The sequence below is a fragment of the Pectinatus frisingensis genome (assembly GCF_015732285.1).
Classification (GTDB): Bacteria; Bacillota; Negativicutes; order Selenomonadales; family Selenomonadaceae; genus Pectinatus; species Pectinatus frisingensis.
In genome coordinates this window covers 52,038-66,706 of the sequence record NZ_WIQU01000036.1, presented here as the reverse complement: position 1 = coordinate 66,706, position 14,669 = coordinate 52,038, and the positions used below count along the sequence as shown (strand labels likewise).

Annotated in this window: 13 protein-coding genes; 2 read left to right on the top strand and 11 right to left on the bottom strand. The window is 37.4% G+C overall.

The window, feature by feature from the left end:
• Positions 1–107: 107 nt before the first annotated feature.
• From folE2 to I6751_RS06660, 8 genes are all read right to left on the bottom strand, one after another.
• Entirely contained in the window at positions 108–908 is an 801-nt protein-coding gene (gene folE2, locus I6751_RS06695) for a GTP cyclohydrolase FolE2 (protein ID WP_196592256.1), read from the bottom strand.
• A gap of 7 nt (positions 909–915) precedes the next feature.
• Positions 916–1,587 (bottom strand): 7-cyano-7-deazaguanine synthase QueC, encoded by a 672-nt coding sequence (queC, locus tag I6751_RS06690; RefSeq protein WP_407672847.1) that lies wholly within the window; start codon positions 1,585–1,587, stop codon positions 916–918.
• Between the two features lie 92 nt (positions 1,588–1,679).
• Positions 1,680–3,407 (bottom strand): Stk1 family PASTA domain-containing Ser/Thr kinase, encoded by a 1,728-nt coding sequence (gene pknB, locus I6751_RS06685; protein ID WP_196592259.1) that lies wholly within the window; start codon positions 3,405–3,407, stop codon positions 1,680–1,682.
• 5 nt (positions 3,408–3,412) lie between these two features.
• Positions 3,413–4,825 carry a peptidoglycan D,D-transpeptidase FtsI family protein gene (locus tag I6751_RS06680; RefSeq protein ID WP_330998649.1) on the bottom strand — a complete coding sequence of 471 codons (1,413 nt, stop codon included), beginning with the start codon at positions 4,823–4,825 and terminating at the stop codon, positions 3,413–3,415.
• On the bottom strand, positions 4,818–6,074 hold the full coding sequence (locus I6751_RS06675; protein ID WP_196592254.1) for an FtsW/RodA/SpoVE family cell cycle protein: 1,257 nt from the start codon (positions 6,072–6,074) through the stop codon (positions 4,818–4,820). The genes I6751_RS06680 and I6751_RS06675 overlap by 8 nt, the downstream gene beginning before the upstream one ends.
• Positions 6,074–6,778, bottom strand: coding sequence for a Stp1/IreP family PP2C-type Ser/Thr phosphatase (locus I6751_RS06670; protein ID WP_196592253.1), 705 nt, complete (start codon positions 6,776–6,778; stop codon positions 6,074–6,076). Before I6751_RS06670 ends, I6751_RS06675 begins: the two co-directional genes overlap by 1 nt.
• A 5-nt stretch (positions 6,779–6,783) precedes the next feature.
• Positions 6,784–7,218: an FHA domain-containing protein gene (locus tag I6751_RS06665; protein ID WP_182185775.1), complete on the bottom strand. Its 435-nt coding sequence runs from the start codon at positions 7,216–7,218 to the stop codon at positions 6,784–6,786.
• Complete coding sequence (locus tag I6751_RS06660; RefSeq protein WP_196592251.1) at positions 7,218–7,964, bottom strand: FhaA domain-containing protein; 747 nt, start codon at positions 7,962–7,964, stop codon at positions 7,218–7,220. Before I6751_RS06660 ends, I6751_RS06665 begins: the two co-directional genes overlap by 1 nt.
• A 152-nt stretch (positions 7,965–8,116) precedes the next feature.
• Between I6751_RS06660 and I6751_RS06655 the strand changes: the two genes are divergently transcribed.
• Both I6751_RS06655 and I6751_RS06650 read left to right on the top strand, forming a co-directional pair.
• Positions 8,117–8,431 carry a metal-sensing transcriptional repressor gene (locus I6751_RS06655; protein ID WP_196592249.1) on the top strand — a complete coding sequence of 105 codons (315 nt, stop codon included), beginning with the start codon at positions 8,117–8,119 and terminating at the stop codon, positions 8,429–8,431.
• A 6-nt stretch (positions 8,432–8,437) separates the two neighbouring features.
• A complete protein-coding gene (locus tag I6751_RS06650) occupies positions 8,438–10,999 on the top strand; it encodes a heavy metal translocating P-type ATPase (RefSeq protein WP_196599025.1) in 2,562 nt (853 codons plus the stop codon).
• A 151-nt stretch (positions 11,000–11,150) separates the two neighbouring features.
• On the opposite strand, the gene I6751_RS06645 is transcribed toward I6751_RS06650, so the two are convergent.
• The 3 genes from I6751_RS06645 to I6751_RS06635 form a co-directional block, all read right to left on the bottom strand.
• Positions 11,151–12,638, bottom strand: coding sequence for a UxaA family hydrolase (locus I6751_RS06645; protein WP_196590363.1), 1,488 nt, complete (start codon positions 12,636–12,638; stop codon positions 11,151–11,153).
• A 2-nt stretch (positions 12,639–12,640) separates the two neighbouring features.
• Positions 12,641–14,140, bottom strand: coding sequence for a tagaturonate reductase (locus tag I6751_RS06640; protein ID WP_196599024.1), 1,500 nt, complete (start codon positions 14,138–14,140; stop codon positions 12,641–12,643).
• Positions 14,141–14,206: 66 nt separating this feature from the next.
• Positions 14,207–14,632, bottom strand: coding sequence for an HIT family protein (locus I6751_RS06635; protein WP_196590361.1), 426 nt, complete (start codon positions 14,630–14,632; stop codon positions 14,207–14,209).
• Positions 14,633–14,669 lie beyond the last annotated feature (37 nt).

Sequence of the window (14,669 nt, the reverse complement as noted above, 5' to 3'; positions counted from 1 at the left end):
TTCCCGCTTTTTATGCAATATTACTACGACAATATATTTTATACTATACAAATAAAAGACAGCTGTCAGATTTATACTACTGCAGCTGTCCTTCATTTATTTATTGTCTATTCCCTATCCATATATTCCTTATGTGATGCATAAGCATTATGATTATGAATAGACTCAAAATTTTCACATTCAATTGAGAAATAATCTACGTCTTTTAATTTACGCATTGACAAAACCAGATCACGCAACATATCTTCAACAAATTTAGGATTTTCATATGCTGTCTCGGTTACATATTTTTCATCTTCCCGTTTTAAAATGGAATACACTGAAGATGATGCCTGGTTTTCAATCAATTTAACCAATTGTTCAATTGTTAATGAATTAGGTTGACAAGATTTTACTTTCACCTTAACTATACTGCGTTGATTATGAGCCCCATATTTAGATATTTCTTTACTACATGGGCAAAGTGATGTAACCGGCACACTTACTACAATGGTAAAATTAAGAACTCCATCCTTTTCTTTATCACCTATAAAAGAACAATCAACATCCAGTAATGATTTCTTATGACTGATTGGTGCCGTTTTTTTTACAAAATATTTAAACCCGACAGCAATGTGCGCTGATTTAGCCGATAATTTAGTCAATGATTCCGTAAGCAAATTATCTACAGTGGAAAATTCAAGCGGTTTATTAGCATATTCGTGGAGTATCTCCATAAAACGGCTCATATGGGTTCCCTTATATTCCATCGGTAAATCTACTGTAAAGCGCTTTACCTTCGCTGTCACATGTTGTGGCTTCTCTGTCTTTTTCTTATTAGCGATCAAAAAAGGCAGCCATGCCTGGCTTATCCCTACACGCTGAATAGCAATTCCCCGTGTATCACCCATATTTTGAACATCTTTCAAAAAAAACTCACCTCATATATTCTATCGGATCTTTTAAACCCGCCTCAGCAAAACCACGCAGACGCAGTTTACAACTGTCACAGTGTCCACAAGCCTTTTCACCACCATTGTAGCAGCTGCGTGTCAAATGAAATGGTGCTCCCAGCTTGGTTCCTAAAAGAATTATGTCTTTCTTTGACAAATTCTGCAGTGGCGTTTCTATTATTATCTTTTTTCCGTCTGTAGCCGTAGCTTTGGTAGCATAATCTGCTAAATTTTGAAATTTAGCAATGAACTCTGGACGACAATCCGGATAACCAGAATAATCGACAGCATTAACTCCTATATAGATGTGCGCTGCATCAAGTACCTCAGCGTACCCTAAAGCATAACTCAAGAAGGTAAGATTTCTGGCAGGCACATAAGTTACCGGCACATCATCGTCATCGGGATTTCGATCAGGTACAGCAATACTCTTATCTGTCAATGCAGAACCACCAATAGCATCCATATTAGTGTTTATTATTAAATGTTTTTTAACCCCGAAAAATTTTGCGACTTTTTGAGCGCTTTGTAATTCTATACTATGCCTTTGATGATAATCAAAGCTTATTGGATAAAGTTCATATCCTTTACTTTTAGCTACTGCCATACAGGTCGTGGAATCCAGCCCGCCTGACAATAAAATAACTGCTTTCAAAAAATATCCTCCCATATAAGTGACTATTATTTCTTTTAATATTATAATACTGCGGAAATCCCAGCATTTTTTACAATTATTTTTCAATTTAATCAGTTGCTCTTCTTACCCACCGACAGATCCTTCCCGGCAGAACCATTATTAGGTTCCGGTTCTTTAGTGGAATTCTTTACAATTCTTTGTTTTGCCACTACAAGGTTTATTGCACTTTTTTCTGCCGCTTCACTGGCCGGTTGAGGTGATTGACTTAAAACAGTGCCTGACGGCCTGTCACTTTCCTGTTCTGTTACTGATCCAACCGAAAATCCCATTTTTTGAATAATTTCTTTTGCTGAGCCAAGTGAATCACCAATAACATCAGGAACGCCACTTTTTTTAACTTCCTGACCTTTGCTGACGATCAAATCCACAGACTTGCCCTTTTCAAGTTTATCCCCGGCATTCGGACTTTGCCGCAAAACAGTTCCGGCTGGCCTATCAGAAAATTCTTCACTGATATTCCCTACTTTCAGCCCCGCCTTACTGAGCTGATTGGCCGCTTCTTCTTTAGTAAGACCAGTAACATCCGGTACTGATATTTTTTCACCACCTTTACTAACATAAATGGTGACCAATCGGTCTTCTTTAACCGTCTCACCAGCTGCCGGTGTCTGGGATATTACAAAACCTTCCGGTACATCGGCATCATAATTTTCCGTTACCTGAACACGTAAGTTTTTACTTGTCAAAATATTTTTTGCCGCTTCTTGTGATTGTCCGACAACATTAGGAACTACCACTTGGGCATTACTCCAAAATTTACCAAAAGATAAGAATGCTCCTGTTAAAAAGCCTAACAATAATATGACAATTAATATAGCTATAAATTTTTTTGACTTTAAAAAAGAGTTTTCTGAATGTCCGGCAGTAGTTGGTACCCGTTCAGTCGCTGCCAATTCATTTATCTGCCCACGCGGTAAAATTTTTGTTGCGTAAGGATCATCTGCTGCCTCATCTTCTGAAAATAACATCTTTTGTGCTTTATGGATATCAAGTATCATTTGCGTACTGCTGAAACGTTTTGCCGGATCCTTCTCCATAGCCTTAAGTACGATAGCTTCAACAACAGGTGGTACATCAGGACGCAATTCATGTATTGGAGCAGGCATTTCCTGTAAATGCTTTAAAGCAATGCTGACAACATTTTCACCCTTAAATGGCACTTGGCCTGTTAACATTTCATAAATTACTACCCCCAGCGAATAAATATCTGACTTAGGCGTTATAGCATTACCTTGTGCCTGTTCAGGAGAAATGTAATGAACAGAACCCACTACATTACCACTATAAGTCATCGTTGAAGAAGAAGCTGCCCGGGCAATACCAAAATCAGCTACCTTTACCTGCCCATTAGGTTTTAATAAAATATTATGAGGTTTTATATCACAATGAATAAGATTATGTGAATGAGCATGTTCCAATGCTTCACATATTTGTCCGCTTATATCAAGCACATCACGTATTGAAAGCTGTCCTTCCCGTTGAATTTTATTTTTCAATGTTTCGCCTTCAACATATTCCATAACTATAAAATGTTTGCCTTCCCATTCACCAACGTCATAAATATTGACAATGTTGACATGAGATAATTTAGCTGCACCTTGTGCCTCTTTTTTAAATCGAACTATAAATTCTTCATCATTGGCAAATTGAGGATGCAATATTTTAACCGCGACATAACGATCCAAAAGCTGGTCATGAGCTCGATATACGGCAGCCATTCCTCCGTCACCAATGCGCTCTATCAATTCATAACGTTCCGCCAAAATCTGTTTAGCCATCATGTTTAATCCTCCTTAAGCATAGTAGTTATTATATCTTTTATGACTGGCGCAGCCTCAGATCCGCCAAATCCACTATTTTCCAAAATAACTGCAAACGAAATTTTCTTATTTCCCACTTGTGCCGTACCAATAAACCATGCATGATCAGCGCCAAGAGAATTTTCCGCCGTTCCTGTTTTGCCGGCAACTACAGTCCCTTTTACTGCCGCATTTCGCCCGGTACCCCTCAATACCTCATTTTTCATATAACTTTCTATCAAGTCTGCCCTATCCGGTGTAGTTACTTCCTTAAATACACTTGGTGATGCCTTTTGAAGCACTCCTCCGTTCGGTGAAGTCACCTCTTCCACCAGATAAGGCTTCATCATTTTCCCCTGATTGCCAAATGATTCAGCTAACATTGCCATCTGCAATGGTGATACCAACAAGTTAGCCTGTCCTATGCCAACCTGGGCAATTTCTCCCTTGTTCAACTTAGAAAAATCGGGTAAATGCGCTGATTCAACTGCAAAATCTGTTTGCAGCCCATCATTAAAGCCAAAGCGGTCGAACGCCTTTTTTAACCCGGCTTCACCCATTTTTACTGCCAATCCGGCAAACATCACATTACTGGAATGAATTATGCCTTCCTCCAAATCTATATTCCCATATACAGCATTATCAGCTTCATATATCTTTTGATTGTTCCCTAAATCATAATAAGGTCCACATTCTATTTTTTCATCGGAAGTTATCACATTTTGCTGCAAAGCCGCATCAGCCATCATTGGTTTTATTGATGAACCGGGTGGGTACATTCCCTGCGTTACTCTATTTAATAACGGGCTTAGTTTATCAACACGCAAACTTTCCCAGTTTTTTGCCGCGCTGTTAGGATCAAATGACGGTTTACTCACCATCGCCAATATGGCTCCGGTATTCGTGTCCAATACCACAACAGCACCGCGTTTGTTCCCCATTGCATCCCATGCCGCCTTTTGCACAATAGCATCTAACGTCAATTTTACATTATTTCCCTTATCTGCAGCAAATAACTGTTCCAAAGGTCCCAGCTGATGAAGCAGCATATTAACACCTGATAAGTTAGCATTTTCGCCCTGTTCAATACCTGAATTTCCTATGCTGGTACCAGTATAACCTACTGCTTGAGCAAACACCATCCCATATGGATATATTCGTTTTACTATTTTACCCGTATTCTCACTATAGGCAATTTTTTTCCCATTACAATCCAATATGTCCCCGCGCAAAGTAGAATTTTCCTTATTGGCAATGCGTGGATTAAGCGGATTACTGTCATACCACTCACTTTTAACTATCTGTATATAAGACAAATTTCCTATCAAAATAATGAATAATATAATAAATACACGTACTATTCTAAACATATTTCTATTTATGTCGTTATTACGCACGATTTTTCTCCCTTGCATTTATTGCCAGCAACAACCCTATTGCAATAAATTCTGAAAGCATTGAACTGCCCCCATAACTAATAAATGGCAGTGTAATTCCAGTTAATGGAATTAATTTTGTATCTCCCGCAAGAATTATAAATGCCTGTAATAACATCGTGCCGGCTATGCCAAAGGATAATAATTTGTATTTTTCATTCACACAGGCAAACGCAATTTTAGCTGAACGGAAAAATATCAGCAAATATGCCATAATTACTGATATAACGCCAATAAAGCCGAATTCTTCACCAATCGCGGAAAAAATAAAGTCCGTATATACTATCGGTATCAATTCCGGTGAGCCATGAAAAAAACCTGTGCCAAAAAATCCGCCATATCCCAGCGCAAATAAAGACTGCACTATCTGATAAGCTTTACCCATAGGATCCGCCCATGGATTAAGCCAAATTTCAACTCGTACCCGTACATGCCCAAACATCATATAACTAAAAATGGAAGCCAATATAAAAAAAACTGCCGCCAAAAATATATATGATTTATTACTTGTCGCAGCATAAGTCATCATTACTGCCATGCCAAAGAATAACAAAGCAAAACCCAAATTACGCTGATAAACAAATATTAATAATGCTATTCCCCAAATCATCACTAAAGGAGCCAAAAATCTAAGCGGTGGCAAATATAAAAAGATCCAATGCCTGTTAGGTAAATTAAGCATATTTTTATTTTCTTGCAGATATGTTGCCAAAAAACCAAGAATCAGCAACTTAGAAAATTCGGCTGGCTGTATTTGAAAAGGTCCGATTATTATCCAGTTTAAACCACCGCCTATTTCAGTGCCAAATATAATAACTGAGCCAATAATAATTATAGCGCATAATCCAAGTATATACGGATAATCAAGCAGTTGTAAAAGCTTATCGGCAAATTTTATTGTGATAAACATAAGTACCATACCAATTACAATCCAGCGAAACTGGGCATAAAACAAAGAAACTTTTAACCGCAGCATCATAATGAGACTGATACTGCACAAGAAACAAATTAACGGCAGTATATATTCATCAGTATTTTTTAAAAACTTCTTTGCCATCATTGGCACAACAACAAATATTACACATGATACTGCCATTATCGACAAATTGACATTGTTTACCGCAGAAGCATCTTTTAGATAAAACAAAGCCATTGCCAAGACCGGCAGACAGGCCTGTAACAGTAATATCCTATTCTTTAAATAATACATCAAAGTTCCACCACTATTGCCGTTATATTATCTATTCCACCATGCTGCAGTGCCTCTTGAATAAGGAATTCAGCTTTATCATGAATACTTTCATCAAACATAATTTGTTTTATCTCAGCATTTTCCACCATGTTAGTCAACCCATCGGTGGCCAGTAAAAGTTTATCACCTGTTTCTACTGGGAATGTCCCGGTATCTACTTTTATATCGGTCTCTACACCAACCGCACGAGTTAAAATATTTTTCTGCGGATGATGTAGCGCTTCCTCTGCCGTTATAGTCCCATTCTTCACCCATGCATCAACCAGAGAATGATCCGTAGTAATCTGTCGCAGCTGTCCGGCATGGCAGCAATATATCCGGCTGTCACCTATATGTGCCCATATGACCTTATCAGTTTGTAAACAAATAATACTGGCTGTTGTCCCCATTCCCGCTAATGTTCTGTTTTCAGCGGATTTACTCAATATAATACTATTAGCCGTTGTAATGCATCGCTGCAGCATTTTTTCATCACAGGTCACCGACGAGAGTGTTTCTAAGTTCTTTCTTATCTCGCCAATCAGCAGTTTACTGGCCACTTCACCTGCAGCATGTCCGCCCATTCCATCAGCAACAGCAAAAATATGAGGTTCGGCACAAACATAACTATCTTCATTATTACCTCTGACCAGGCCCACATTAGTGCCATGTGTCACGTGCATTATTATCACCTCTCAAATTTAAATACTGTTGTCCCAATTTTTATTATATCGCCATTTTGTAAAAATGATTTATTTCTTATTTCCTGCTCATTCACGTATGTATGATTTCTACTGTGCAAGTCTTCAATCTGGTATTGATTCTTAATATGGCTGATTACTGCATGATGATACGATACGTAAGCATCTGACAATACTATATTATTATCAGGGCCTCTGCCTAAAGTAATCAATTCAGTAAATAATACCCGTTTATTGATGATATTTTCATCATAAGACTGTAGAACTAACAATGCCACCTTTTTAATTGAACGAACATTGCCTTTTTCATGTGAATCATTATATAAATCTTTATATATTGCCCGCATTGTCTTACAAATAAAAGCACATATAAACAACAACAATGCATATTCTAATATTACCATTACTGTCTTTATGATCATCAAAGCACCTCGTAAATAAGTTTACTCTGCCCAATAGTAATCACATCTTCATTATTCAGACAAAGTGCTGTAATCTTTTTCCCATTTACAAAAGTCCCGTTTAAACTATCAGCATCATACAATATATGACGATACTTTTCAAATGTTATATAGGCATGCAATCTGGAGGCATTAGGATCAGTCAACAAAAATTCATTTTCTGCCCGTCTTCCTATATGTATCTGGTGTTCACCAATTTCTAATCTCGAATCAATATCATAACCTTCTATTACAGTCAGTCCAGCATAAAACCGTTCCAGCGGCATTGACGCTGTTTCTTTTATTGTCGGTTTTCTTATAACAATAGTCTTTTCCGCTACATCACCTGTTGCAGCAGTGCAGTCACTATCAGCAGCGTAATTTGCCGTTACTTCACAGGCGCCTTTTTTCAAACTACTATTTTTACAAAATTTTACATTTAAATGTCCATCAATAAATAAGTTACTCCGTATTATCATACGTACGATATATTCATAAAGCATTTCCCGTGCCTTACGTGAACAGATACGGTCATAATCAGCACCGCTCATCTGCAATATATAGCAGTTAGGGGCAAACAAAATGCCATTTATCATTTTTTTATTGCGGCCCATTGAACGCTCAACATTTTTCTGCAACTCCACAAATTGAAGATCACTGGCAAATTTACGATTAAAAAATCCCTCGATATGTTTTTCTAAAAAAGTTTCCATTTTAGAAAATGACATTTATATCGCCCCGTTGTCTTTCCGAATTTAATATCCCTATTATATGCAATATTATATTCTAAGTCAAAAACAATTATTTAATTCATACTTGACAGATAATAAATAACGATGTATATTATATATACCCCCTTGGGGTATACGGAGGAAATGATATGAGCTGTAATTGTAAAAATATCCAACAAGACAATATAAAATATAAACGACGAGCTGCAGCAGAAAAAAAAGATCTTACTACACGATTAAATAAGATTGAAGGACAAATACGCGGCTTAAAGGCGATGGTGGAAAACGACCGTTACTGTGTTGATATTTTAATACAGGTTTCTGCTGTACAATCAGCTCTCAACAGTTTTAACAAGGAACTGCTGGCCCGGCATATTAAAACTTGTGTTGCCGATGACATAAGAAAGGGTAACGACACTGCCATCAATGAACTTTGCGAGCTTTTAAAAAAACAGATGAAGTAGGTATATATGATGAAACAAAAATTTTCTGTAACCGGCATGACTTGTTCGGCATGTTCAAGCCATGTTGAAAAAAGTGTGATAAAAACACCTGGTGTAAAAAATGCCAGTGTCAATTTACTTACCAATAGTATGCAGGTAGATTACGATGAGGAAACGACTTCTTCAGCCAAAATAATTACTGCAGTCGAAAGTGCCGGTTATGGCGCATCTGTTTTTGGCAGGGCAGATACAGTTACTGTACCTGATAAAACTTCTGCCATCACAGCCATGCGGCAGCGTCTTTTTACTTCTGTGTTATTTTTGATACCACTACTTTATATTGCCATGGGTCATATGATTTATAGTTGGTTATCAATTACTCCGCCATCTTTTATGTCTAGCTATTTTTTAGGCAATGCCAACGCTGTCACTTACTCATTTACACAACTCTTATTATTGCTGCCGATAGTTCTAATCAATAAAAGTTATTTTATTAATGGCTTTAGAACACTCAGCAAGGGCAGTCCCAATATGGACAGTTTAATCGCAATTGGTGCTGGTGCGTCAATTGTTTATGGTATATTCTCCATTTATCGTATTGGCTACGGACTAGGTTATAATCTTCCATCTCTTGTTGAACATTACCGACTCAATCTATATTTTGAGTCAGCCGGTATGATACTTACCTTAATAACTGTAGGTAAATATCTGGAAACTAGAGCAAAAGGAAAAACCAGCGATGCCATAACCAAATTAATAAATCTCACTCCTAAAAAAGTAACTGTCATAAAAAACGGCACAGAAAAACTTATTCCGGCTGATGATATCCTTGTTGATGACATTTTTATTATAAAACCCGGAGAAGCTGCAGCTGTCGATGGTATAGTCATCGAAGGACACTCAGCTTTTGATGAAGCTGCATTAACCGGTGAAAGCATCCCTGTAACAAAAAGCCCCGGTGACAAATTAATATCTGCTTCAATAAATAAGACCGGCCTAATCCGCGCTAAGGCAACACAGGTTGGTAAAAACACAACAATAGCTAAAATAATAAAATTGGTTGAAGATGCTTCTGCCAGCAAAGCTCCTATAGCTAAACTTGCCGACAAGGTTGCCGGTGTATTTGTTCCTATAGTTATCGGCATTTCTTGTTTTACCGGTCTATTTTGGCTGTATAATGGTTCCGGTACTGAGTTTGCCATATCGATGGCGATAACTGTATTGGTTATCTCCTGCCCGTGTGCATTAGGTTTAGCAACACCTGTGGCTATTATGGTCGGTACCGGCAAAGGAGCCCAAAACGGCATTTTGATAAAATCCGGTGAAGCATTGGAAACAGCGCACGCCATCGACACTATCGTACTCGATAAAACAGGTACTATAACTGCAGGAAAACCCATTGTCACTGATATTATCTGCACCGACAGCAACGATGAAAACAGTTTATTGAAAATAGCCGGTTCAATTGAAAAAGGCAGCGAACATCCTTTGGCAGAGGCTATTGTCAATAGATGTAAAACTAATGCCATAAAATTTGCTACTGTAACTGATTTTAAGGCACTTTTAGGTCTAGGTGCCGAGGGAAGCATCAACGGCCAAAAATATTATGCCGGAAATATAAACCTCCTCCATGAAAAAGGTATTTACATCAATGACATCCAAAATAAGATTATTCAGGAACTGGCCCAAAAAGGTAAAACACCATTAATTTTTGCCGACACACAAAAAATTATTGGTATTATTGCGGTAGCAGATACAATAAAACCAGACAGCAAGACAGCTGTACAAAAATTAAAAGCAAATGGCTTAAACGTCATAATGTTAACCGGTGACAATAAAATAACTGCCCATGCCATAAAATCACAAGTAGGTATAGATAATGTTATTGCCGATGTATTGCCAACTCAAAAAGAAGCACAAATAACCGCATTAAAAAATAGCGGTCATAAAGTTGCCATGGTTGGTGATGGTATAAATGATGCACCCGCTTTGGCCGCCGCTGACGTTGGTATTGCCATTGGAGCTGGAACCGATATAGCTATTGAAAGCGCTGATATAGTATTGATGAAAAGCAATCTTTTAGATGTTGTCAATACCATGCATCTCAGCAAAGCGGTGATTCGCAATATAAAAGAGAATTTATTCTGGGCTTTCTTTTATAATATAATTGGTATTCCTATTGCCGCCGGACTTCTTTATCCTCTTTGGGGAATACGTTTAAATCCAATGTTTGCCGCTGCAGCCATGAGTTTGAGCAGTGTATGCGTTGTAACTAATGCACTGCGTTTAAGAAATTTACGGCTGGATAATTCTCAAAACAATACCTTCCCGCCGAATTCCAACATAATTGTACAAAAAGAAAAAGGAGCTAATAAAATGAAAACAGTAACTATCATGATCGAAGGAATGAGTTGCAGTCATTGCACTAATGCAGTAACAAAGGCATTGCAGTCCGTTAATGGCGTTGACGATGTAAAAGTCAGTCTGGAAAAGAAAAATGCTGTCGTTACAGCAGATAATAATATATCGGTAGATATATTGAAAAATGCCGTTATCAATGCTGGATATGATGTAATTGATTTAAAATAAGTAAAACAGGGTTGTCACACATAACCATTTTCATTCATAGATATACGATAGTCCACTCTATTTACCCGCCCTTAGAAAAGCAGAAAGCGCATTACGGTGGTGGATTGCATCTTTATGAAGTCAATGTTGTTTAGTGGCAACCCCGTTTTATTTACTCTGTCACGCCATCTTTCATTATGGCTATTTCATGAAAATCCATCTGTTCCGATTTAGTAAGCTGTCCTGATGCAATTTTTATTATTAAATCGAATAACTCATCACGCAGATTGTCCATAGAAATATTATTCAATAACCTACCAGCATTAAAATCAATCCATTTGGATTTATAGCTGGCCAATTGATCATTAGTTGCTATTTTTATTACTGGGACCATAGTTCCCCATGGAGTACCGCGTCCCGTTGAAAACAATATCAATTGGCAACCGCAAGCCGCCAATGCCGTCGTCGACACTGAATCATTGCCAGGACCATTAAGCAGGTTCAGGCCTGTATTTTTTAATATATCCCCATAACAAAGCACATCTTTGACAGCAGCCTGTCCTCCTTTTTGCACGCAACCCAATGATTTATCTTCCAGAGTGGTTATGCCGCCCTTTTTATTACCAGGGGAGGGGTTGTCATATATTACCTGCCCATAACGCTGAAAATATTTTTTAAAATTATTTATTAAAGCTACAGTTTTATTAAATACCCGCTTATCGATTGCTCTGTTCATCAAGATACTTTCAGCGCCAAACATTTCCGGCACTTCTGTAAGAACAGTGCTACCACCACTGGCTATTATAAGATCTGATAATGCACCAATTAGTGGGTTAGCAGTTATGCCAGATAGCCCGTCAGAACCACCGCACTTCAATCCGACACGTAATCCAGACACATGACAGGCTGTCTTGGTATATTGATTGGCAAATCGAGCCAGCTGCAACAGTAATTTTTCGCCGGCATCATTCTCATCCTTAACCTCCTGCGTAACAAGAAATTTTACCCGATTTCCATCAAAATTTCCTAAAGCTTTCTTAAATTCATCAATGTTGTTATTTTCACAGCCAAGTCCTACGACAAGCACAGCTCCGGCATTGGGATGATTAACAATATCAGCTAGTATACGCTGGGTTGTGTGGTAATCGTCACCAATTTGTGAACATCCATAAGGATGTGTCACAGCAATGCAGTCATCAATATTTTTTAAATTCCTGCATAATTCCCTACCTTTTCTTTCTAAATAACGAACTGTACTGGTAACACAATTTACCGTAGGCACTATAAGAATATTATTTCTAATACCAATTATATTCTTATCACGCCTGTATCCCATAAATGTGGTATTTTTTTTAATGGGCAGTTTTGTCGGTAATGCTGGATCATATTTATAATCTTTTACTCCCTTAAGATTAGTTTTTAGATTATGGGTATGGATATGGGCACCAATAAAGATGTTTTCCGAAGCATGCCCGATAGGAAATCCATATTTTACGATATTCTCACCCCTTCTTATATTATCCAGAGCAAATTTATCGCCTATACAGATATCATCCAGCAATGTGATTTCCCTGTTGTTGACTTTAATAATATTTCCCTTGAACAAATTTTCTAAAGCTACCGCTGTATTATCCAGTTTGCTTATTTGCAATGCTTTCATAATTATACATCTTTCCGTATTAAAGATTTCATAACAGTCCTGCTGCCTTCCTTACCTATCCTATAAAGATATTTACCGATAATTTCAGTGATATTGACAAACTTAGTCAAATCGATATTCCATAAATCAGTATCACTGATTACTGCCTTTACTACATTTATACTACTTTGCTGCGTGCCATCATATAATTTCCAAGCTGCTGCCATTTTAGCAATATCAGCTTCATTATCAGTAAGCCCGTATTCTTTTCCCTGTCGTATGCCATATAAGTGATTGTCATCGATCCGCACTGGTTTATATAGGAAAATATATGCAGCAAACGAAAACAAGAGCTCCTCAGGAAATTTACCGAATTTATCATGATATTCTAATAAAGACGGCAGTACTCTGACTTTAAATTTGGATGTTGAATTCAGTAATATGCTGAGTAAATAATGCTTGATAAATGGATTTTCAAAACGCTCAATAACTGATTCCGCAAAATCTTCAAGCATATTTTTATCCATATCTATTGATGGTAAAATAACGTTGCGTATTACCTGGCGGGTAAATTTTCCCGTTACTTCATCGTCCATCATTTCGGCGACAGTATCAAGTCCGGCCAGGAAAGCAGCCGGCACATCCGCTGTATGTCCACCATTAAGCAGCCGTACTTTACGTTTTCTATATTTACTTATATCATTTTCAATAACCACATTCAGCCCAATCTTTTTAAAAGGCAGCTTTTCTTTTAAACAAGCGTCTCCTTCAATAGCAAAAAAATAAAATGGTTCACCACAAACCAGCAGCCTATCTTCATAACACAATTCTCTGGTAAATTTTTCCGTCTCCCCCTTTGGGTAACCACTTACTACCCTGTCCACTAAAGTATTATAAAATTTATTATGATAATTGAGCCAATCGATAAATTTTCCAGATAAATTCCATTGTTGGCAATATTTTAGGATTATGCTTTTTAATAGATCACCGTTTGCTTCCAACAGCTCACAAGGAATTACGTACATTCCCTTATCAGTGTCGCCATGAAAATATTTATAGCGATGATAAAGATAGAGCGTTAACTTTGCCGGAAATGACAGCGGCGGCAGCATATCCTTACAGTCATCAGCATTATATACAAGGCCTGCTTCCGTAGTATTGGAAAATACATACTCAATTGTGGGATTTTCTGCACATTTCAATATGTCAGCCCAGTTGGTATAAGGATTTATTCCACGGCTTACAGAGGTTATTATTTCTTTCTTATTTACAATATTACCGTCTCGTACACCGCGCAGTATAGTCGTATATAGACCATCCTGCGCATTCAGTTTACTGACCACCTTGCCATATGGTGTCGGTTGAACAGCTACAATCCGACCATTAAATACGTTATTCAGGTTCATCCGATGCACCATCCAATCAATAAAACAACGCAGAAAATTTCCCTCACCAAATTGAATAATTTTTTCGGGCAAATTGCTTTTTAGTTCCGGGTGAGAATTGAAACTTAACATTTCCATATAAAATACCTTCTTTTACTAATTCATAGTATAAAAACAAAATATTATGTTATAAGTAATAAAAACTTATTTTCTAAGTACTGCCCTTATCTGCTCTATTATTTCCGCATATTCAGTGTCAGTCAAATACACATTATCAGGATTCATGGCAAAAACTCCACCCCATTCAAATTTATCCTTATATTTGGGAACCAAATGTGTATGAATATGCTTTGCTGTATCACCATATACCCCATAATTTATTTTATCAGGAATAAATATCTCATACAACGCACGTGACACTTTAGCTATATCTTGATAATAACCAGCAATATCTTTATTATCAAGCTTGGTAATATCACCTATATGTTCCTTATAGGCCACAATACATCTACCCTTATGGCTCTGTTCTTTAAATAAATAAACGCGGCTTACCGGCAGGCTGCAGATAAATATGCCAAACCCAGCCAACACCTCATCATTTCCACAATAAGCACAATTTATGTCCTTCAATTTTATACCCCCATATTAAATCTATAATACAAATTTT